General features: G+C 42.3%; 30 protein-coding genes. 1 reads left to right on the top strand and 29 read right to left on the bottom strand.

The window, feature by feature from the left end:
• Positions 1–50: 50 nt before the first annotated feature.
• The 17 genes from MH117_RS05020 to MH117_RS04940 form a co-directional block, all read right to left on the bottom strand.
• Positions 51–1103, bottom strand: a complete 1053-nt coding sequence (locus tag MH117_RS05020; protein ID WP_239327534.1) for a minor capsid protein — start codon at positions 1101–1103, stop codon at positions 51–53.
• The gene (locus MH117_RS05015; protein ID WP_239327533.1) at positions 1075–2460 is read right to left on the bottom strand and encodes a phage portal protein; all 1386 of its coding nucleotides are present in this window, start codon (positions 2458–2460) and stop codon (positions 1075–1077) included. The genes MH117_RS05020 and MH117_RS05015 overlap by 29 nt, the downstream gene beginning before the upstream one ends.
• A 4-nt stretch (positions 2461–2464) precedes the next feature.
• On the bottom strand, positions 2465–3763 hold the full coding sequence (locus tag MH117_RS05010; protein WP_239327532.1) for a PBSX family phage terminase large subunit: 1299 nt from the start codon (positions 3761–3763) through the stop codon (positions 2465–2467).
• Entirely contained in the window at positions 3756–4511 is a 756-nt protein-coding gene (gene terS, locus MH117_RS05005; RefSeq protein WP_239327531.1) for a phage terminase small subunit, read from the bottom strand. The genes MH117_RS05010 and terS overlap by 8 nt, the downstream gene beginning before the upstream one ends.
• Positions 4512–4589: 78 nt before the next feature.
• On the bottom strand, positions 4590–4892 hold the full coding sequence (locus tag MH117_RS05000) for a hypothetical protein (protein ID WP_239327530.1): 303 nt from the start codon (positions 4890–4892) through the stop codon (positions 4590–4592).
• Between the two features lie 105 nt (positions 4893–4997).
• Positions 4998–5444, bottom strand: a complete 447-nt coding sequence (locus MH117_RS04995) for a hypothetical protein (RefSeq protein WP_239327529.1) — start codon at positions 5442–5444, stop codon at positions 4998–5000.
• Between the two features lie 252 nt (positions 5445–5696).
• Positions 5697–6137 carry an ArpU family phage packaging/lysis transcriptional regulator gene (locus MH117_RS04990; RefSeq protein WP_239327528.1) on the bottom strand — a complete coding sequence of 147 codons (441 nt, stop codon included), beginning with the start codon at positions 6135–6137 and terminating at the stop codon, positions 5697–5699.
• 1 nt (position 6138) lies between these two features.
• Complete coding sequence (locus tag MH117_RS04985) at positions 6139–6381, bottom strand: hypothetical protein (protein WP_239327527.1); 243 nt, start codon at positions 6379–6381, stop codon at positions 6139–6141.
• Between the two features lie 10 nt (positions 6382–6391).
• Positions 6392–6874: a hypothetical protein gene (locus tag MH117_RS04980; RefSeq protein WP_239327526.1), complete on the bottom strand. Its 483-nt coding sequence runs from the start codon at positions 6872–6874 to the stop codon at positions 6392–6394.
• Positions 6875–7097: 223 nt separating this feature from the next.
• Entirely contained in the window at positions 7098–7532 is a 435-nt protein-coding gene (locus MH117_RS04975; protein ID WP_239327525.1) for a YopX family protein, read from the bottom strand.
• Positions 7533–7549: 17 nt separating this feature from the next.
• Positions 7550–8077, bottom strand: a complete 528-nt coding sequence (locus MH117_RS04970; RefSeq protein WP_239327524.1) for an AP2 domain-containing protein — start codon at positions 8075–8077, stop codon at positions 7550–7552.
• On the bottom strand, positions 8074–8283 hold the full coding sequence (locus MH117_RS04965; RefSeq protein WP_239327523.1) for a hypothetical protein: 210 nt from the start codon (positions 8281–8283) through the stop codon (positions 8074–8076). The genes MH117_RS04970 and MH117_RS04965 overlap by 4 nt, the downstream gene beginning before the upstream one ends.
• Before the next feature lie 24 nt (positions 8284–8307).
• The gene (locus tag MH117_RS04960; protein ID WP_239327522.1) at positions 8308–8493 is read right to left on the bottom strand and encodes a hypothetical protein; all 186 of its coding nucleotides are present in this window, start codon (positions 8491–8493) and stop codon (positions 8308–8310) included.
• Entirely contained in the window at positions 8490–8927 is a 438-nt protein-coding gene (locus tag MH117_RS04955; protein ID WP_239327521.1) for a BC1872 family protein, read from the bottom strand. Before MH117_RS04955 ends, MH117_RS04960 begins: the two co-directional genes overlap by 4 nt.
• Positions 8924–9382 (bottom strand): ASCH domain-containing protein, encoded by a 459-nt coding sequence (locus MH117_RS04950; RefSeq protein WP_239327520.1) that lies wholly within the window; start codon positions 9380–9382, stop codon positions 8924–8926. Before MH117_RS04950 ends, MH117_RS04955 begins: the two co-directional genes overlap by 4 nt.
• Positions 9379–9813: a hypothetical protein gene (locus MH117_RS04945; protein WP_239327519.1), complete on the bottom strand. Its 435-nt coding sequence runs from the start codon at positions 9811–9813 to the stop codon at positions 9379–9381. Before MH117_RS04945 ends, MH117_RS04950 begins: the two co-directional genes overlap by 4 nt.
• Positions 9806–9991, bottom strand: a complete 186-nt coding sequence (locus MH117_RS04940) for a hypothetical protein (RefSeq protein ID WP_239327518.1) — start codon at positions 9989–9991, stop codon at positions 9806–9808. Before MH117_RS04940 ends, MH117_RS04945 begins: the two co-directional genes overlap by 8 nt.
• A 70-nt stretch (positions 9992–10061) precedes the next feature.
• Here MH117_RS04940 and MH117_RS04935 point away from each other — a divergent pair, with 70 nt between their 5' ends.
• The gene (locus tag MH117_RS04935; RefSeq protein WP_239327517.1) at positions 10062–10253 is read left to right on the top strand and encodes a hypothetical protein; all 192 of its coding nucleotides are present in this window, start codon (positions 10062–10064) and stop codon (positions 10251–10253) included.
• A 38-nt stretch (positions 10254–10291) separates the two neighbouring features.
• Here the strand turns inward: MH117_RS04935 and MH117_RS04930 are convergent, their stop codons facing one another.
• The 12 genes from MH117_RS04930 to MH117_RS04875 form a co-directional block, all read right to left on the bottom strand.
• Complete coding sequence (locus MH117_RS04930) at positions 10292–10741, bottom strand: hypothetical protein (protein WP_239327516.1); 450 nt, start codon at positions 10739–10741, stop codon at positions 10292–10294.
• Positions 10742–10808: 67 nt separating this feature from the next.
• Positions 10809–11336 carry a hypothetical protein gene (locus MH117_RS04925; RefSeq protein ID WP_239327515.1) on the bottom strand — a complete coding sequence of 176 codons (528 nt, stop codon included), beginning with the start codon at positions 11334–11336 and terminating at the stop codon, positions 10809–10811.
• Between the two features lie 25 nt (positions 11337–11361).
• Positions 11362–12165, bottom strand: coding sequence for a DNA adenine methylase (locus tag MH117_RS04920; protein ID WP_239327514.1), 804 nt, complete (start codon positions 12163–12165; stop codon positions 11362–11364).
• Positions 12162–13103, bottom strand: a complete 942-nt coding sequence (locus MH117_RS04915; protein WP_239327513.1) for a DNA cytosine methyltransferase — start codon at positions 13101–13103, stop codon at positions 12162–12164. The genes MH117_RS04920 and MH117_RS04915 overlap by 4 nt, the downstream gene beginning before the upstream one ends.
• 139 nt (positions 13104–13242) lie before the next feature.
• Positions 13243–13656, bottom strand: a complete 414-nt coding sequence (locus tag MH117_RS04910; protein WP_239327512.1) for a RusA family crossover junction endodeoxyribonuclease — start codon at positions 13654–13656, stop codon at positions 13243–13245.
• A 62-nt stretch (positions 13657–13718) separates the two neighbouring features.
• Positions 13719–13952: a hypothetical protein gene (locus MH117_RS04905; RefSeq protein WP_239327511.1), complete on the bottom strand. Its 234-nt coding sequence runs from the start codon at positions 13950–13952 to the stop codon at positions 13719–13721.
• A 427-nt stretch (positions 13953–14379) separates the two neighbouring features.
• Entirely contained in the window at positions 14380–15201 is an 822-nt protein-coding gene (locus MH117_RS04900; protein ID WP_239327510.1) for a DnaA ATPase domain-containing protein, read from the bottom strand.
• Positions 15092–15910: a DnaD domain-containing protein gene (locus MH117_RS04895; RefSeq protein WP_239327509.1), complete on the bottom strand. Its 819-nt coding sequence runs from the start codon at positions 15908–15910 to the stop codon at positions 15092–15094. Before MH117_RS04895 ends, MH117_RS04900 begins: the two co-directional genes overlap by 110 nt.
• Before the next feature lie 21 nt (positions 15911–15931).
• Positions 15932–16309 carry a hypothetical protein gene (locus tag MH117_RS04890; protein ID WP_239327508.1) on the bottom strand — a complete coding sequence of 126 codons (378 nt, stop codon included), beginning with the start codon at positions 16307–16309 and terminating at the stop codon, positions 15932–15934.
• Positions 16310–16320: 11 nt separating this feature from the next.
• Complete coding sequence (locus MH117_RS04885; protein WP_239327507.1) at positions 16321–17133, bottom strand: PD-(D/E)XK nuclease-like domain-containing protein; 813 nt, start codon at positions 17131–17133, stop codon at positions 16321–16323.
• Positions 17120–17767 carry an ERF family protein gene (locus MH117_RS04880; RefSeq protein WP_239327506.1) on the bottom strand — a complete coding sequence of 216 codons (648 nt, stop codon included), beginning with the start codon at positions 17765–17767 and terminating at the stop codon, positions 17120–17122. Before MH117_RS04880 ends, MH117_RS04885 begins: the two co-directional genes overlap by 14 nt.
• A gap of 90 nt (positions 17768–17857) precedes the next feature.
• Positions 17858–18028: a hypothetical protein gene (locus MH117_RS04875; protein ID WP_239327505.1), complete on the bottom strand. Its 171-nt coding sequence runs from the start codon at positions 18026–18028 to the stop codon at positions 17858–17860.
• Between the last annotated feature and the right edge of the window lie 62 nt (positions 18029–18090).

Raw genomic sequence — 18090 nt, 5'->3', positions numbered from 1 at the left:
ACCTCCACCGTTTAAAGACATAATAAAAAGCACTCTCATTTGAAAGTGCTTCACGCTGCTTCAAGGCTTTTACGCCATTTGTTATATGTCATATCACCTTGTACGAGACTAGGCCTGCTTGTCTTTGGATCTTCGGCACGTCGCTGAATACGCGCAAGGTGTGCTTTACCGAAATAAGCCCGTGTTGTTGATCGGCAGAAGGTATGCAAAGGCGGCATATTCTTGCCTGGTACTGCTTCTGACACTTTATACACCTTGAGGTCATGTTTACGACAGCGCTCAGATGTCCTAGAGTCAAGCGTAGCAAGGAACATATATTTGTCGATCTCAGCTTCTTCATAACTTTGCATCTCGGCCGCATTTGCCATATAGGTTGTTTCTGTGCGTATCAACCGGTTAGCCTCGTACTTTCCTATACCCATTCGCTGCATCAACTCTGCAACCATCTTATTTGTACTGGCACCACTCATAAAGCCTGCTGTGATTATCTCATTCAGCTGCACGGCCAGTGCGTCAGTGTTACCCCATATCCTGCTGCTAAAGTGTTTGCCACTCCACGGACGCATTAAAATAGTCTCGACTGTTGTAGTCGACATAGAAGCAAACTCAAAACCTGCTCCAAGCCCCTGCTGTATGTCGTACATCGTTCGGTAATACGCCTCGTCAATTGTATGGATGTAACCGCGCTTGGATGCCCTGAATTCAGTGTCTGCAATTATTTTGGACTGTATATAGGTGTTGGCCTTTAAAGCCTCTAAACGAGTAATTCTGGCGCTGTATGCAGGTGCATTAAGTTGATTAAGCAGTTTGCGCTTAATCTTAGGATCTTTAACATGTTTGATCTTATCTTTAATCCGCAGCCATTCGGTACGGCTAATCGATCCATTAAGCATCTCTGCTGCCTCAATTGGGCTTAGACCGCCATCTAAAGCATACTTACTAAAAATACGGTCAATCTCGTCCTGAATGTCACGCTGCGCTTTGTCATAAGCATGCCCAACAATCTCCATAACCCTATCGGCATTCCTTTGGTATGATGCCATGCGTTCTGATGATCGTTTGTCCCAATAGCTATTAGGCTGCTGCTTCATCGTCTGCTTCATCCTCGTTAGGATCACCATCCATCGGCATACCAAAAGCTTGTTGATTCCGCTTTACTTCTTGGTCTTTCTGTGCATTCAACCTTTCGATTTCTTCCTTGGCATTCTGCACAAATGACAACAGTTTAATCAAAGTCTCATTACTCACTGAGCCAGCAAGTGTTGCAATTATTTGCGCTGTCTCAAGATCGTTTGCAGGCAAATTGCGAGTCATCGTTATAGTGACATCTGACGTATCTACAGCCTTTCCCTTTACAGACAAGATGCGTGCAAACATTGCCAATCTCTCACGTAATCCCTGAACAAAGTAGCGCTGTTTAGTAACAGCAAGTTGTTCCAATCCAAAGAGCTTGTATTTCATAGCAACACCGGATACATTGGATGCAAAGTTCTCATCCGTTAGATCAGGAACCATCGAGAACTCGTGAATATCTGACTTGATAGCTTGACGAAGCACTTCTACTTCCGATTCCGTAAGTTGCTTTGTTAACCAGTCAGCCTCTCCATCCTCAGGCAGCTCTAGTACTTTAAGCTCCTTTAGAAGCTTTATTGTTTTGGATGCCTCGGCGGTATCATCCCCTAGCGATACCCCTTTAATCTTAAGCAGTGCATCGACCAATTGTTCTTTATCATTTACTCGATCCGACTGGAGTGCATTATAAGCGTCAAGTAGACTTATCTGCTGTTCATAATCCCCTTGCTGCTCTTCGTTGTTCCAAAATTCCACTACTGGAACTGAACCAAAGAAGTGATCCTTAATGTCTACCATTTCAAAATCCTTTAGATTCGTACTATGATAAATCACAATCAATTCTGAAGTATACACATTAACCTTGTAGCCAATTACCTTGTTGTTTATGTCCTTACGCTCATAGTAATGAAGAGCAAACATACTCTTATACTCTACGGTGTCGTCAACTACAAGGAACAACTGTCTTGGATCAATAACAGTGACTTTGGGAACCGGCACATCGTCGCTGGACATGTAATACAACTCGCGACCAACACCAAACATAGAAAGGTCTTTCCCCAACTCGCTATCATGACTTACGATGTCATTCAGTTTGAATGCATTTGTAATTGGCTCGATCTGCGATCCATCATATTTAACCGGATTCCCTAATACATATCCTGTAGCTATGTCAGTAATGTACTTTGCATGGTTAGCGACAAGCTTGTTATTTGGCAGACCTGTCATGCTGTCCTTGCGGTTTAAAATGTCATGATTCCCCTTATAATACTTGTCCAGCTTATTAAGACGCTCTAAGCCCTGCTGATGCTCATTTATGCAACTGACTAGCATTTCAACAGGGATGTCATTTAAATCCGGTATGAGATCCCGATCTCGAATAATGGCCATATGTTTACCTCACCCCCAATGCCACTTTGCTACTCACATTAATTGTGTGACCTTTAAGATCAGCTACTTCATAATCATCCAGAGCATACCAAATAGCCGATAGCGTATGAGGGTCAATACTGAACTCATCTTCGATGATTTCCCCTTGCTTATCGACTGCGAATGTTAAGTCCTTCAATTCTTCTATGACGTTAGGGCAATTACTTGAGCATACAATCTTTTTGAATCGTTTGACCTTCTTTGTATACTGCGCCCTGGAGCCTTGGAACTTCTTCGCCCCTCTTATGTTAAAACCGTTCTGTTTAAAGAAGGTAATTGTCTTAGGTTCGGCGCTATCTGCTCTGATCAGTTCCCCAGTCTTCTTAAACTCAGCAAGCTCTAGGGACGTCTTATCATCCGTCATCTTGTTTTTATAATACTCATAGTAGATATAAAGGATCTTTTCTTTATGATCCACTGCAAGCCTTACCAATGCGTTATATGACGTTTCAAAACCAAAGTCCATGCCTACTCGCTTAATAGGTCCGTTAATACGCTCAATTGCTGCAATGACCCTATTGTGTTCCCATTCCTCAAATTGTGGCAGAACTCTGGTTCCATTAACCCCAAACCTACCGCGCCGAGCTATTCTGTGTAAGTCTGGATCATGTAGTTTTAATTCCTCCAGTTGTTCGATATAGCTCTGTGGCAAGAACAGATTGTCATCAGCTAGTGAATGGTGATAATAGGTGTCTTTGATTACTATAATTCGCTCTTTGTACAGAATCTGATCATCAAGCACATGAACTTTGTTCTTGGTGTCTTTAAAGAAGTATTTATAGCACCAGTTGCCTGTACTAACAGGGTTTGTTGATAAGATCATGTGTAGCTTCAGGGTAGGATGGCGTAATCGTCCAATAAGCTCCTTGAAACCCTCATATTTAACCTCTGAGCACTCTTCTATCCAAATAATCGACACATTATGAATAGATTTCAGTTTTGCGGGCTTGTCCATACCCTTAAAAATGATTTTGGAGCCGTTAGGGAATCTGATATGCATAGGTGACGACATTGGCTTTACGATGCCATCTAACCCTAAATCAACAATAATTTCTTCAAGCAGCGAATAAGTAGAGTCTCGATGGGTGTCATAAACCTCACGAACAACTAGCGCCGTCCGTTTCTCACTCAGCAACTTGAGAATTAACTTTAAGCCAACATGGTAACTCTTACTGCTACCATAACCACCAACAAGGAAGTAAAATTTAAGTGCCCAATCAAACAGGAAATCCTCGAAGTGTGGGTTAACCTCTTTTTCAACCATCGGTATCACTCTTCGCAGCTCGCTTGATCGTGATCTCAATAGGCTTGCTGTTATCTTTAGTTGCCTTCTGTTCAAGTACGGCGACTTCGCCTTTCAACTTCTTGATTCTAAGCTGCTGTTCCTTATCTGCATTCCCTTGGCGGCACATATCTTCATACTGCCTAATCAAAGACCGCAGCTCACTCATGGCTCTACTCTGTGCGCTTAGATAGGTAGCATGTCTATCCCAAGCAAACTGAAACTCATACTCTTCCTCAGTAGCCACTTTTTCATAACCGTCTCCATCTTCTTCGGCACACTCAATATACTTGTATTTAGCCTTCTTTAGTTCTTTGATCATTTCGGATTTACTTTCAACGAACATTATCTGTTGCGCCCTTAGTATAGCTGCATACTGAATCATGATCTGATCCCAAAGCATGTCAATTGGTAATCGCTCAGCAATCTGCTCCATGATCTCGGCTGTATCGTTAGGCAGATACTTACGAAAAAATCCATGCGTTACGGCGTTGCTGTTTCCTTTAGGGGCACCCCCATCGTTCCCGAGAGCATTTTGGTTACCTTCGGGTGCACCCCTTCTGTTTGTGTGCACACCTTTTTCATCGGGTGCACCCTTATTACGTTGCCAGCCATGTCTTTGCTTCCACGACTTGACTGTGTTGAGTGTAACATCATATTTGTCTGCAATCTCTTTGTATTTCAGGCCCTGCATGTAATCTTGCTCTGCTAATATGTGCTTGTCCATCATTTACACATCTCACCACCTCCATATTTTGGTTAGTGTTGTTTTGGAAAGAAAAAAAGCCGCCTAGTGGCGACAATGATTCTAATCTCTTTCGTTCTTTTGTAACTCCCCTAAAGTCCACACTTCTTTTGGATTTCCCTTTTCTGATCTTCCTGGCTTTACACAATAATGAACTATTACATAATCATCACTGTATCCTTTGCCCTTTAGATAGTCATAACATGCTTGTCTCATGACTTTAATCCCACAATAATGATTGTCAGTCACGTCTGGGAATTCCTCTTCTAGCACCCCGAATCGCATTAGCTGACCAGTATATTCTCCACTTTCTCTATCGCCGTCAGTCTTCAACATGTATTCTATGTTCTCTTTATTCTTCTGCATTAAAATCGTCCTCCTACGCTTAATAGTTTTAATTATAGCAAGCTAAGGACCATCATATCTGGGAGGTTTCAACATTTATTTTTTACAAGTGAAATAAAAAGCACCCTATGAAAGGTGCTCTGAACTAATAAGTTGGTTCATTCGATTTAGGAAATCACCCCAGTTTGGGATTTCATTGAAATTGTAATGTGTTCCATAACGAAATGAATCAGAATAATCACGTTCTACATAACTACGAGACTCTATCTCTTTACGAGTTGCAGTACCTACATAATTATTCTTTAATACAATCAACAATTGCTCATAAGCTTTACTTTCCTCGATCCTGCACACTTCAGAAACATCTTTGGATATTCTCTTAACACTTTTTCCAAGAATAAGTATTTTTTCATCAGAGATATACATTCCATATCCATCTTCATCCCTTTTAAGTCCATCATATGCTGTTAGATAAAGCGATCTGCATAATGAATAGATTTCCATGATGTTATTTTCCATCTTACAAAATTCTTCTATCTCTGTAGCATCAGCAAAATTACATTTCCAATCCATATAAATCACCTCCCCCTCATCCACATCTTACATCAGGTTATATTTCCCTGCAATGTAAAATACCGCTCCTTTTAAGAGGCGGCAATATAGGAAAGAGGAGAAACCATAGTTTAGACGCTGCACAGTTGCTCCCTTAGGTTGTTGGCTGTGCTGGCTCGTTTGCCTTTGCGTCTATATTACTATCTTAATGCCTTTTTTCCCTAATGACCTGCAAAGATTCTGCAAAATATCTGCAAAAAGTCTGCAATCTTTTTAAGCAGTATCCTCGCTGAACACTTCCAGGCGCAGCGCAAATGCTAGTCGATTCATTGCTTTTGACTTTGCGTAATAATATGAGCGCTCCGACATGTGCATTTCTACATAAACGTTTATGTCTGTTACATCCTCGTCGTTTAAGTATCTCTCGTCTATAATGTGCTTTTGAATCCGGGAGAGTTTACCTACGGCACTCATCACTTGACTATAATCACGCTGCAGTTGTTCTTCTCGATCCACGTTCCATATGGCCACATCTTCACAGGGCTTTGATATAGCGTTTGTGTTGCCAAATTCTTTAGGCTCATATGATGGAGTATTTTTTATCTCCCGTCGAATGAATCCGAATCGCTTATAAAGCCTGGCTGACTCCAACCTTTCCTCTACACGTCTCCATGTCTCTTTCTCGTCAAGTTTGAAGATTGAGAGCTGCCCCATACTATCCCCTCCCTAATATGTCGTATAAGTCCATTTGGTTTGTGTCTGTTACTTGATGTATGTTAAGAGCTACATGAGCTGCTTGCTGTTTTTGCTCATCTGTTGCTAGCCATAGTTGTTTTATCTGTGAGTATGTGAGGTTAGTGCTTACTGAGGAATACCGCTTGCCGGTTACAATCTCTCTTAGAGCTGCGAGAAATGCTGTGTGGTCCTGTTCTAACGCTTGTCTTACTTCTTGTAACATGTATACCACCTCATATCTTATCTGACTTGCTTTCAGGACTTCTCTCTAACAACCACCTGTATATCATCTTAATTCCTTGATCTACTCCATCGCCTGTATTTCTCCATGTCATTACCTCAGTAGCTTCTTTTAGCATCAACATTAATGAGTCGTACTTTTCTTTAATATTATCTGCTCTCTGCTTCTCTCTGGCTGTCTCTTCACAGACTGCTAGATATTTACCTTTCCAGTACCGCGCATCGATTTCAAGGCTTACGGCGCGTTCTGTGAGACGCTTTACTTCCAGCAACCAATACTCAAGTTTGTCAGAATCCAACACATGTGATACATGATGTATTTCTAGGTCTCCAAACTTAAAAGGATCGGTTGGAATCGGGTTATTACATAGTTTCAATGTCTCATGCCTAAGTTGGTTGTTATCCCAGTCTTCTTTCCAATCACGTTTAAACTGAAACTCAGGTTTGTATCCCTTAAAGAATGGTTTATGTTGCATCTGTATCTTCTCCTTTCAGCCACGGATTACTGTCCATTCACCACTATCTAACTTCCCTTGTGCCTCTTCTTCTGTTTTTGTGCATTGAGAGCCATCAGGATAGACACAATGTATTAGACCGGTTTCATATCCATCTGCGTTTCGATGGAATGATATGAGCATCCTTCCTACTATCTTGCTTACTACAAATTCACAGCCGTCTATGTCTTCTATATAGAATGTGTTAGGCATTGTTATCTTCTCCTTTCAGGAAGTGGAACTCATCCCCAATGATTTCAATGTTCTCACAATCTTTGAGGTATACTGAGTGACTTGCTTTTTCATTGTAAGATCCAACAACACTCTCCCATTTGACCACGAAGCAGCCTTTTTCGAAATGTACAACTCCAATGTATTCATTCGTGAATCTCTTAAACTTAACTTTGTGTCGATCATATATCTCCTTGCCATTACGATCGTTTAGTCCTGTGTATTGTCCTACTGTTTCGGCCTTTACCTCGCAATAATCACCGCTGTCACCAAAAATATAGTGTAATCTTGGTGGGACATCAGTGTGTCCTTGGGAGTAGTATCCGATCTCAAACGTATAAACGTAGTACCCGTATACCCAACCGCTTCCATCAATTGGCTGGCCTCTAAACTTGATTGGTCTACTCATACCTCAAATCCTCCCTATTAAATAATCATTTCCGATTCTATTGTATATGGCATATGTTCTAACCTATATTTCTGTGCAGCTTTGGCAGCGTCTAGTTCACAATGAAATGAACCGAGATATATAAGCTTTTTATCTTTCCGCATTGTCGCAATCCATTTCCCTTTCTTTTTGTTCCACGTAACACCTCTAAATTTAGAAGTGGTATTTTCTCGAAGCTTGTAATTTTGTAAGTTTTGCGCTTGTGTTACTACACGCAAGTTCACACTTTTTCGATTGTCAAGCGTATTATGATTTATATGATCAATAACCATCCCAACAGGATCATTGCATAATAATCTATGAAGTAAAATCGTTCTTTGTTTACCGTTTTTACTAACACCGCCATAAACATAATGATTATTGTGATCAAGTTTCGCATACCATGTTCCTCTGAAAGAATTAGCTTTTTCCAAATCCGCTAGGTCAATGATTGTTTCCATCCGTGTTCCCTTATAGAAAATGTAGATAACAACGGTATCTCCTACGATTTTGTAATCATTCTTCATTCCCCTGTACCTCCTACTGGTAGATTTATCTTTGCCCAATGAGTTACCCAACCTAGTATGGATTCGTGACACTTCCAACCGTATCCAATGTCAGACCCAAGGTGCATATGCTGGGCAATCAATACTACTCGCCCGTCTGTAACTATATGGTTAACGTGGCTTTCTATCTCTCGGCTTTGCTCGTCATACTTTATCCACTCAATCATTCCTCTGTACCTCCTGACTCCCTGTTAATTTATTTTTACAAAGTTAGTAATCACAACCGGACTGTTTAATCCCCATTTATCTCCTAAATCTATCTCTAGTTTTTTTATGTCTGCTGATGATAAATTACCGTAACGCTCCATCACCCAAGTTTCGCGCCCTACATACCCTGCGTGTGACCATGATATTAGATATCTGCCTCTGTATCTCATGAGTCAGTACCTCCTGACTTCTCCATCATGGCTAATATAGCTGCTTTGGTGATGGCTTCAGTCGTTGTTGCAGAAATAACATGTATAGGCGTTTTTCCTCGTGGATAAAGTTTACATTCACTAGATGGACCAGCATTTTCATAGACTTCAACTCCGTATTTTTTGCTTAGAATCTTCACTAATTCCCAAGCTGCTGCAATGTCACCTGAAAAGTCAGGGCAGTGATTCCAAGCCTCTTCTTCTGTCTCGCATTCTGGATCGAGTGCATTCGATACTGATTCAAACTCTTCATCCACTAAGACGTAATAGCAATTTTCTGCTACATCCTTGTCATAGTGGTACATCAGCCATCCCATTACCTCTGTTGCTGCAAGCTTATTAAGTTCTCTTCCAACTGGCATACTCAATATCTGCTCTCTTGTATACTGTGTCATGACTCTTCCTCCCAGTTCCACAGGCCTTGCTGCCCCTTTGCTGCAACAGGTTTCATTTTCTTTACATCCGACATTTCCCACGCATAACGCCCTTCGGAGTAGTATCCAAAATCGCTCTCAGGTTTACGGATGAACTCGACCTTATCAAAGTCGTATTGATTATCAGGGCATCTGACAATATGCACTCCATTATCGATTGTGTCGTAGATCATATAACTACCTGTAAGCTGTGCTACCGCCACAACTGCACCTGTCGGCAGGTTGTCTGCTGTATATCCATGCTTTGCTAGGGTAGACTTGATCGGTTCCATCATGCATACTTCCTGGTCTATCTTCTTGCCTGCATGGATCGCCAGTGGCCCCCTATGCTTAGTAGCCCAACTGCGTGTTTCGAATTTCTTTTCTCCGATGGCGATCAGTGTCGCCCAAGGCTGTATGATCGTTATTGCTTTCATGACTCTGTTACCTCCCCTTTATCCCCTTGTATGCGTTGTATGGCATCTCTCGCTCGTTTACCAACATCACTTGATACCATTGTCTTAAACTTACCCTCGCCATCAAATTCGCCTGCAAACCAATGACATGCCGTTGCATACCAATCAAGAGTGTTTAGTGCGTCTTGGAGCTGCCCTTTCAGCCGTTCTACTTCTTCCTCAGCAGAGATTGCTCTTTTAATAGCTTCAGGCCAGCCTTGGCGCGCTTCTACCATCAAGTTAATATTTTCTTTATTGACTATAACGAGTTTATTATCGTCAGCCATTAATATTTTTTGATTAATGCTTCTGATCCCATCTCCAATGGACTCACCGTATCCCCACCATATCCAAGGCCCCGGAGTTGCTGCATCACATATCACAAGGTCTTCTACCAGATTCCGCTTATTCATTAGGTTCACTCTCCCTTGAGAACATCGGGCCGCCGCCATCAATTTCCCAAATATAAAGTTCCGTCGCTAACATATGTTCGGCGCAACCACTACATTTGCAGCAATACCCACATGCCTCTGCTTTTACTTTTGTTTCCTCGTAATATTTTTTAACTTCCTCTTTACTCAGCAATGCCATTTTCTGTTATCCCCCTTATGTGGTTATGTGGTATGCTAAACAACAAATAATTTTATTGAGTGAGGCGCTTATGACTAAATCAAAAACCACAACCAGCTTTAGATTTGATACAGACTTTATAGATTTACTGGATGCTTGGTCGTTTGTAAGTGGTAAAGATAAAGGCGTTCTCTTGCAAGAAGCATTCTGTGAATATACCAAGATGCAGCAGAATGTGGACATTGCTAGCAAGGTTAAAAAAGTCACTGAGATTTTAAAATAGTTGCGTCTTAGTTATCCCCCTTAGAGGGCCATCTGGCCCTAAAATACTTCCAGTTTGAGTTTCTTGCGCCGCTCATTCAGTAGTTTTGCTTTTGCTTGCTTTTGGTCCAATGGGTATACAGGACGCGCTAAGAATGATATTTCCATGTCCGTTCCATTGAACTTGATTCCAGTGAACTCCAATATCTTGTAGTACTCGTTCTTATAAAAATGAATCTCCCCTAATTGAATTTTCTTGAACTTTTCACTGTTATATTTATCTTCATACACGAACTGCTCTTGCAGTACAGCAGTATATGGTTTATATGGTGAAACGTAATCCTTCTGCTTCAGATCCTGTATGGTGTACCATATTGTTATTTGATCGCCATATAGCTCATAACGTTCTATACCAAGTACTAGATACGTTCCCCCATTGCTTTCAATGACATCTCCTACTTTGTTGGGTTGTCGGAATAGTTTAGTACAGCTTTTGAGGGTCATAATCATTAGATTACTATCCTTTGCTGAGCTGTTTGTACTGACTCATTGATAGTTGTCATTGTTATCTCTCCTCTTAATCCCAATTGTGTGTTGATAAAATCTTTAGCACTCTCTCTACTTTTGGCGCTCTCCATGCTGTCATGGCGTATGTGTGAGCTTTATTTGTGTAGTGATAGTGATTAAGTTCAAGATGGCGTTTTGCTTCTTCTTTTGTTATGAACATTGTATTTTCGACTATGAATGCTTCTTCTTTAACTGGGACACTACTGTAAAATCCATCATCATTTAAATTCTCTTCTACGAAATCCCAAGCAGCATCGAATGTTATTTCTGGATTATTTAGAACATCTTCTAAACCTTCGATATCAGTATCTTCACAGTAATATTCATTTAGATACTCTTTAAGTTCTTCTACCGTTTTAAACTCCGTATGATCCCCATCATTGTGGTAATACATTGTCCGGTCGAAATCATAATCCTCGTGAGTAGGTACGGTACGATAATCTCTAATCACCCAAAAACGTGGAGCAGCTTGACAGTCGTTATCTTGATTGTTTAATTCAGTCTGCAATTCTTTCAGAAACTGAATATCAGGATTCATGCTTATCTCTCCCTTGGCTGTAGCCCTAAAATGTCATGCTTAACTGACCTGCTTGCTGTGCTGCAACTGGATTGATCCATAGGACCTCTGTTCTGATGCGCCCACCCTCAGCCTGAGCAGTGCGAGTCTCTCGTTTCCAATGCTTTAGGATGTCGTTATACATTGGGTGATCGTATCCGCTTAACAAGACAGGTCCGGAATGTGTGTCTAAAGCTTCAAGCAGCTCGAGGTGATCATCTTCGGTCATCTCGTGTCGATACATCCGATTATTTCGGGTTGATAGGATGTATGGTGGATCAGCATATATAAGCACGTCTTCTCTGTTATGTCTTTCAATCAATTTGACTGCCGGTTGTTGCTCGAGCTGGACACCTTTTAAACGATCGGTTACAGCCAGAAGCTTATCTGGCATCTCATTCCACTGCTTCACTGGTCGCGGTCCATTGTGGTCGATGATATGACGCCATCCGGTTCTGTCTGATGTTTTAGCGCCTCGTGCCATCCAACAGCGAACCAAGAAACGGCGTGCACGTTCTAGTTCGTCTTCAATGGCTTCATAAGCTGTGTAATATTCCTCGCGACTGTATGGCGTCCACTGGATCAAATGAGATAACTCTTCCGACCGATCTCGAATGATTCGGAAAAGGTTTACTACATCTCCGTCCAAGTCGTTTATCGTCTCTAACAGTGAAGGTTCCTTGTTAAAAAATATCGCTCCGGATCCGAAGAATGGTTCCAGGTATGTTGCATGCTGTGGCATGTTGTTTATGATCCAATCTGTCATACTCCACTTGCTGCCTGGATAGTGTAGTATCCTTGGTGTGCTCACTGTCTCACCTCATCATGTATCAACTTAATAGCTGCTAGTATCGGATATACCTGATATGGATTTACTGCGTTACCTAGTGCTTTTAGTCGTCCAGTTCGATCCTTTACTCCGGTTGCTACTCGCGGAGGCTCCCAGTCATGTTGTGGCTGGCCTAGTGTTGCAGGCCATCTATGTCCGTCCACCCGATTGGAAAGCCCATCAAGCACTCTACCCATTCTGGATTCAGCTGACCGCTCTTCTCCGAAGCGCACATTGATAGATTTACTTGCTTGCCCATCTCTACTCGACGTTTGATCGATGGATTCGAAAGGTTCCCTCGATCCCGATTTTCCGATGCTTGCGGAGTTGGCCACATCGTCACTGCTGTTGCTAATGGATTCCCTTGGTGCATTCCTCTTGGGTTGTTTGGGTTCTTCCCCGGTCCATTCGTCGCAGCAGTCGGAGTGGGCCACAACAAAGACTCTGTCTCTTCTATGCGGGGCACCGATGGCCGCAGCAGGAATAACAAATGCTTGCGCTTTGTAACCGAGGCTTTCCAAGTCAATAAGCACATCGTCGAGCCCCATAGTGACGTGCCCAGCAACATTCTCGCCAATGAACCAACGGGGCCTGATTTCCGATAAGAGCCTAGCAACTTCTGGCCAGAGGTGACGGTCATCCTCTTTGCCTCTTCGCTTCCCGGCGTTACTGAAAGGCTGGCAAGGGTATCCTGCTGAAATAATGTCAATTGCTCTACCTGAGCCAATGATTTCATCCTCCTGTAGCCTTTCGGCTGTTAATGTACATACATCGTCGTAAATTGGGACGTCAGGCCAGTGTTTGCGTAGCACCTGCTGCGGAAACGGCTCTCGCTCGCAAAATGCTACCGTCTCCATGCCCGCCCAATGAGCTGCTAGGTCAATTCCGCCGATGCCACTAAATAATCTCAGCTTACGCAATGTTGTCTCACCTCTCTCTTACCTCTCCCTTAGGGGTTGATATCCATTAAAATAAGATCATATGTTCGGTTTTTGTGCCATAAAGGGCCGCGATCATACCGTTTATCTGCATGATATAAGTTTGCACTATTCTACATATTTAGATGGCTTTACTGATAGAAATTACTATCCGCGGTCGACTGCTGTATCGCTTGCTCATAACCACATCTGTGATACAACTATCATCTCGCCATATGACTCCGTTTAAGGCATCTTTTACGCCTTTGAGATAGTTGTCTATGTCTGGCTTTGTTGTTGGCAGCAGGAGCCCGTTTTCTGCATCTGACGCCTTCTTTTTGCTTAGACTCTTTGGTGTTATCCGATAAAACACAATTTCCAGTCGTAACGGATCAGTCAGTAACTCTTTCGGTGCGTACTCGCTTGCAGCCAACTTGACGTAATCCTTAAAATCTCGTGACTTTTTTGGATCATATGCTTTAGCGGAACCGCCTGCAGTTGAAAACTTTGGTCGCCCTTGAGCAACAGGATCGCCATATATCGTAAAATTTATCATCTCTTCACAACCTCCTAGAATTGATTCTGAGACACTTTAAAACTCAGATGACTTATGACACTCTATTCATCCAAACGATGCCTCTTTGGCCCCTTAGTCTTTGCCTGTCGCTCAACTGCAATCTCTTGGATGGTTTCATCTAGCTTTTCGCGGAAATATCTAATCGCTGTTGCTGGTTTTATGTTAAATTGCATAGCCTCACTTATTGCTAGATAAAACTTTCTGTCCACCCGAGCCAAATCATCCTTTATGTGATAATCCCAACTCTCCCAAATGTCGTCTAGTGTCTTGCTCATCGGTTTGACCATGGAATTAGGTGTTTGATTGTATTAAGCGTTGTACGGTCTCCCTCGTTAATCCTTTTGCTGTAATACCGACGCTGCTCTTCGATGATTTTCTGTTTATGTGCCTCACATACTGGGACCAACGCCCAAGTCACATCTGCTTTGTTAACACACTCTTTGACTTTGCATATCATCTTCTCTTTTCCCCCAATCGATTTTCTATCTCCGTTGATGCCGATAATCTATCAGTATCCATTGCATAATCATCCAGGACCACAATGCATAATTCGTATAGCGTGGCGTCCGTCCAATTCATCTCCACTTTCTCACGCCGACAGGAGGCTTGCCTCCTTTGCAGCAGTCACATTTGACAAAACTAGTTATTGATCCAACCTTTTTAATCACGACTCCACTGCCTCCGCATTGACAACTCATAGGTTTAATCCTCCCTTAATCGATAATTGAGTTCGATTCCGCCCTTGATCGTTACTGTATGGCCCTTACACATTTCTTTAAGCCGGCTGCCTACTGCTTCGTCGTAGCCGCACATTTCCGCAAAGGTGCGTTCAGAACTGAGCATGATGGGCAAGTTATTTAGATAACGGTAGTTGACCATTGCAAATGCCTGCTTTATTTCAAATGCTGTGGGCTTGTCTGTGCCCTTCCACATATCGTCGATAAATAGGACTTCTGCTTGCTGTAAACGCCGTATACGTTCATCCAGTTGGCTGAGATCATTCCTTAATTCGTTGAAGCCTTCAATCCAAGGGAAATATATTACACCTATCCCTTTAGCCAAGAAGTTATTGGCAGCTGCTGTTAACAAATGTGTCTTTCCACAGCCAGGACGTCCCAAGAAGGCAATGCTGTTTTGTCTGAGTTTGCGGATGTCTGGAAACTCTCGAACGTATTCATAAGCAACCGTATATGCTTCCTGCACTATCTCTTTTACCGATGAGAGATCGAATTTTCCAAATGTCATCTTTGAAAACTCTTCAGTGATGGCCGATGCCTTCATCAGCCTCTCAAGCGCCTTTTTCTTTACACATTCACAATCAATCCAAGCATCAACTTGGTATTCTCGGTCTTGATAATATTGAGTTTGCTTTGTAAAGAATCCCTCCATGTCCTTACACTTCGGGCATTCGTAGTTAACTTCGTCCAGGCTTGTCAAGGAAGGAGAATTCGCTTTCATTGCTTCTGCTTTGCGGCGTATCTTTTCCAGATCGAATTTGCCCATTGCCTGCTTGAGACTTTCCATCTTGCTCCTCCTTCCAAGGCTCGTCTATTCCATCACTTCTCCAGTTTTTCAAAATACCTTCAACATAGCCCAGATTGCGCTTGCCTCGAACAACAGCTTTTTTCATAGCTTCATGGACCCACCGTTCTCCATATGTGTCTACGATGTCTCCTAATCGCTCAGATGTTATTGGACTTAATGTGCCGAAGCCTTCTTGTTCGAACATTCGGAAAGCATTTTGAATTTCAGATAATTCAGAATCACAACCATTACCAAAAATCTGTTCTAGTTCTTGTTCTGTTCCCTTCTCTTCAGTTCTGTTCTCTTCAGTTCTCTTCAGTTCTGTTCTCTTCAGTTCAGAGGGAATCCCCGGGAAATTCCCGGAATCATTAGGAATATGGTCAGGAAATTTGGACTTAGTTCGCTTGTGTAAACCCTGTTGATGCTTCTCAAAATTCAATATTTGCAAGACCTTTTCACCATCGGATTCATACCACAATATCAGTCCTGACGCGGCTAATCGGCCTAATGCCGCCTCTACATCACGCATTGATTTATCTAACATTGGCACAACCAACGCCTTTACCTTAGCAGCCGATCCAGCCATGCGACCAAAGTCATCAGTGTGTGGTATCATCCATGTGAAAAGCAGCATGTCGAAAATATCTGGTAACATGTTCACTTTTTCCGAAATTGAGATTACTTTCGAAATCATGCGCTTTTCTGCCATCCAGAACACTCCTTTCCGTTCTCATACTTTCTTAGATGTTCCGGGAATTTCCGGGAACTCTGAGGAATTATATAAATGCTTCCTGTAATCTTCCGCCCATTCCCGTCCATCGCGTGTATAGTCAATCCAGTTATGACATGTGCCTGTATTGACTGATGGACCACACAACATAGCAACATCATTTACTGTAGTCTCGTCAAGCTTCCAGCGCCTCACAAGGTGAGCACATTGCAGTGTTCCATACTCTGGGCTTCCTGCTTTTCCACATAGCTCACAGCAGCCCCCAGATCGCTCATACGCCGCCTGATATACTTCGGGGGATATTCTCCCTCGCATTTTAGTAGTGGGTTTAAAACGCCGTGTCTTTGTCTTGGGTTGAGGGTTAAATGGTAATGTCATGTTGCATCACCTCAATATAAATTTAATTCTGAGAAATGCTTGATTCGTTTTATTAACTTCGTCTGCCGACAGAATTCGCATTTCTCGCAACGTACAGGTGCTGCCAATCCACTCTTAACGGCCTTCACTCTCTCAATATTGTTTTGTACTATATTTAGGCTTTGCTCTATGATCTCGTAATCGAAGTAGATAATTTCATGGTCTGGAGGGTCCTGTTTAGTGACTACAACCATTTGCGGCAGCAGCCACTCATTGCCCCCTGTAAATAAGCGTTCTATCTCCGCATACACGGCCATTTGAATTGTGTAGCCATAATGATCTAGGAAGTTCTCATACGCTTGAGCGTCCTTGTTCCACCACTTACCGTCTATTTCTTTGAGCGCCTTTAGGTCTGTGAATATCCCCACCTCAGGTTGATAACTATCAAGCATAGCCTTCCATGGGATACCAAACAGTTCCGCACTCATAATGATTTCCTTTTGCCCTGCCAACGCCTTCATAACTAATGGATCGTTCTGTAGGACTGCAATCATATTGTTGCAATGTTGAAAATTCGCCTTAAGCTGCCCTGCTGTCTTGCCAGTACTAGCGTATATTTGAGGGTTATTAACTTTAAACTCTTCCAAAGTACCCTCGTTCCAGGCGTGTACATAGTGCCCTTCATCAAATGCGTTTTTTGGGGGCTCTACATACTCTCCGCTGATCTTTGCCATTGCCTGTGCCTCACAGCCCCCATATGAGGGCAGGAAGCTCTTAAACTGGCTCACAGACATGTAATGACGGTTAGCTTCAAGACTGTAGTAATTCTCCTTAGTTAGTTCCATCTGGATCACCTAATTTATCTTCTAACAGTGTCAAAAATGCTTCTGCATTGTCTTCACTTAACTGAGCTACACCTGATCCATACATGATCTGGCATTGACGCTCTAATAAATTAATTTTTTGCCCACTTTTTATCCATGTCTCTCTAATTTTTGTTTGAATTTCTTTAGATGCCTTTTGTTCGAACTTCTTTTGGAAAGCGTCTGGATCGTCATTATCAGTCGGTATATTGAAGAATTTCAGAATGAAATACTTTTCACCATAAGTTAATGCCTTCCCAACCCCCTTTTCTCCTGCAATATCCACACCTTGTGAGTACCAAGAACATTCAACTGTCTCAGAAGGGTTGTCCGCATTTACCCACGTCATTGAAAGTGTTAACTCAGTGAAATAGGTAGTTGTCTTCTTCGGCTTCTCCTTTTCAACAAACTCTATAGTTTCAGTTAACAGGTTCTTATCCAAAATTTTTGGGACTAATATCAAGCCCATCTCATTGATTTTGTCCCTAACTGACGCCAATACCTGAGCACTACCTGTATATTTGTATTGATTGGATGTAGCTTCTTTTTTGAGATAAGTAACCGACTTCCTTACCTCCAACAATTTTTGATATATGTTCATTTTTTCAGATGTCACCTTTACAACCTCCTAGAAAATGTGTTATTGTGACCGTAACTTATTTTGTTCAAGTACTTTCTTAGCTGCGACTCCTACATCGCGGCTAATTTACTTTTGTCCCCTAGCGATCCGAAGCAGTTTGCAGTATTCGTTGTATAACATCTCGTTTGGAAAATGAAACTGGGGCCGTTTTCCTTTAGGAAGAACAATCCAGCCACCAACTGCTTCCAGACATCGTTGGGCTGCCATACCCTCTTCAGCTTTTATTCGAACAGCCATCCTCAAGACACATCTCCTCCCTTACCCACTGCCAACATTGCTGTTCCCAAAAATCCTACGCA

The sequence above is a fragment of the Paenibacillus sp. ACRRX genome (assembly GCF_022346885.1).
GTDB lineage: Bacteria > Bacillota > Bacilli > Paenibacillales > Paenibacillaceae > Paenibacillus_B.
Note: the sequence above shows the minus strand (reverse complement) of the source record. Positions and strands in the feature narration are given on the sequence as shown.

Excerpts from the sequence above, each read along its gene's own strand:
- MH117_RS04930 (WP_239327516.1), bottom strand. The coding sequence starts at position 10,741 with ATGATTATGACCCTCAAAAGCTGTACTAAACTATTCCGACAACCCAAC.
- MH117_RS04980 (WP_239327526.1), bottom strand. The coding sequence starts at position 6,874 with ATGCAACATAAACCATTCTTTAAGGGATACAAACCTGAGTTTCAGTTT.
- terS (WP_239327531.1), bottom strand. The coding sequence starts at position 4,511 with ATGATGGACAAGCACATATTAGCAGAGCAAGATTACATGCAGGGCCTG.
- MH117_RS04955 (WP_239327521.1), bottom strand. The coding sequence starts at position 8,927 with ATGACACAGTATACAAGAGAGCAGATATTGAGTATGCCAGTTGGAAGA.
- MH117_RS04875 (WP_239327505.1), bottom strand. The coding sequence starts at position 18,028 with ATGGCTGTTCGAATAAAAGCTGAAGAGGGTATGGCAGCCCAACGATGT.
- MH117_RS04945 (WP_239327519.1), bottom strand. The coding sequence starts at position 9,813 with ATGAATAAGCGGAATCTGGTAGAAGACCTTGTGATATGTGATGCAGCA.
- MH117_RS04900 (WP_239327510.1), bottom strand. The coding sequence starts at position 15,201 with ATGGAAAGTCTCAAGCAGGCAATGGGCAAATTCGATCTGGAAAAGATA.
- MH117_RS04950 (WP_239327520.1), bottom strand. The coding sequence starts at position 9,382 with ATGAAAGCAATAACGATCATACAGCCTTGGGCGACACTGATCGCCATC.
- MH117_RS04940 (WP_239327518.1), bottom strand. The coding sequence starts at position 9,991 with ATGGCATTGCTGAGTAAAGAGGAAGTTAAAAAATATTACGAGGAAACA.
- MH117_RS04925 (WP_239327515.1), bottom strand. The coding sequence starts at position 11,336 with ATGAATCCTGATATTCAGTTTCTGAAAGAATTGCAGACTGAATTAAAC.
- MH117_RS04975 (WP_239327525.1), bottom strand. The coding sequence starts at position 7,532 with ATGAGTAGACCAATCAAGTTTAGAGGCCAGCCAATTGATGGAAGCGGT.
- MH117_RS04895 (WP_239327509.1), bottom strand. The coding sequence starts at position 15,910 with ATGGCAGAAAAGCGCATGATTTCGAAAGTAATCTCAATTTCGGAAAAA.
- MH117_RS04910 (WP_239327512.1), bottom strand. The coding sequence starts at position 13,656 with ATGATAAATTTTACGATATATGGCGATCCTGTTGCTCAAGGGCGACCA.
- MH117_RS04890 (WP_239327508.1), bottom strand. The coding sequence starts at position 16,309 with ATGACATTACCATTTAACCCTCAACCCAAGACAAAGACACGGCGTTTT.
- MH117_RS04985 (WP_239327527.1), bottom strand. The coding sequence starts at position 6,381 with ATGTTACAAGAAGTAAGACAAGCGTTAGAACAGGACCACACAGCATTT.
- MH117_RS05020 (WP_239327534.1), bottom strand. The coding sequence starts at position 1,103 with ATGAAGCAGACGATGAAGCAGCAGCCTAATAGCTATTGGGACAAACGA.
- MH117_RS04990 (WP_239327528.1), bottom strand. The coding sequence starts at position 6,137 with ATGGGGCAGCTCTCAATCTTCAAACTTGACGAGAAAGAGACATGGAGA.
- MH117_RS04885 (WP_239327507.1), bottom strand. The coding sequence starts at position 17,133 with ATGGAACTAACTAAGGAGAATTACTACAGTCTTGAAGCTAACCGTCAT.
- MH117_RS04935 (WP_239327517.1), top strand. The coding sequence starts at position 10,062 with ATGACTAAATCAAAAACCACAACCAGCTTTAGATTTGATACAGACTTT.
- MH117_RS04965 (WP_239327523.1), bottom strand. The coding sequence starts at position 8,283 with ATGATTGAGTGGATAAAGTATGACGAGCAAAGCCGAGAGATAGAAAGC.
- MH117_RS04995 (WP_239327529.1), bottom strand. The coding sequence starts at position 5,444 with ATGGATTGGAAATGTAATTTTGCTGATGCTACAGAGATAGAAGAATTT.
- MH117_RS05010 (WP_239327532.1), bottom strand. The coding sequence starts at position 3,763 with ATGGTTGAAAAAGAGGTTAACCCACACTTCGAGGATTTCCTGTTTGAT.
- MH117_RS05015 (WP_239327533.1), bottom strand. The coding sequence starts at position 2,460 with ATGGCCATTATTCGAGATCGGGATCTCATACCGGATTTAAATGACATC.
- MH117_RS04970 (WP_239327524.1), bottom strand. The coding sequence starts at position 8,077 with ATGAAGAATGATTACAAAATCGTAGGAGATACCGTTGTTATCTACATT.
- MH117_RS05000 (WP_239327530.1), bottom strand. The coding sequence starts at position 4,892 with ATGCAGAAGAATAAAGAGAACATAGAATACATGTTGAAGACTGACGGC.
- MH117_RS04960 (WP_239327522.1), bottom strand. The coding sequence starts at position 8,493 with ATGAGATACAGAGGCAGATATCTAATATCATGGTCACACGCAGGGTAT.
- MH117_RS04905 (WP_239327511.1), bottom strand. The coding sequence starts at position 13,952 with ATGAGCAAGACACTAGACGACATTTGGGAGAGTTGGGATTATCACATA.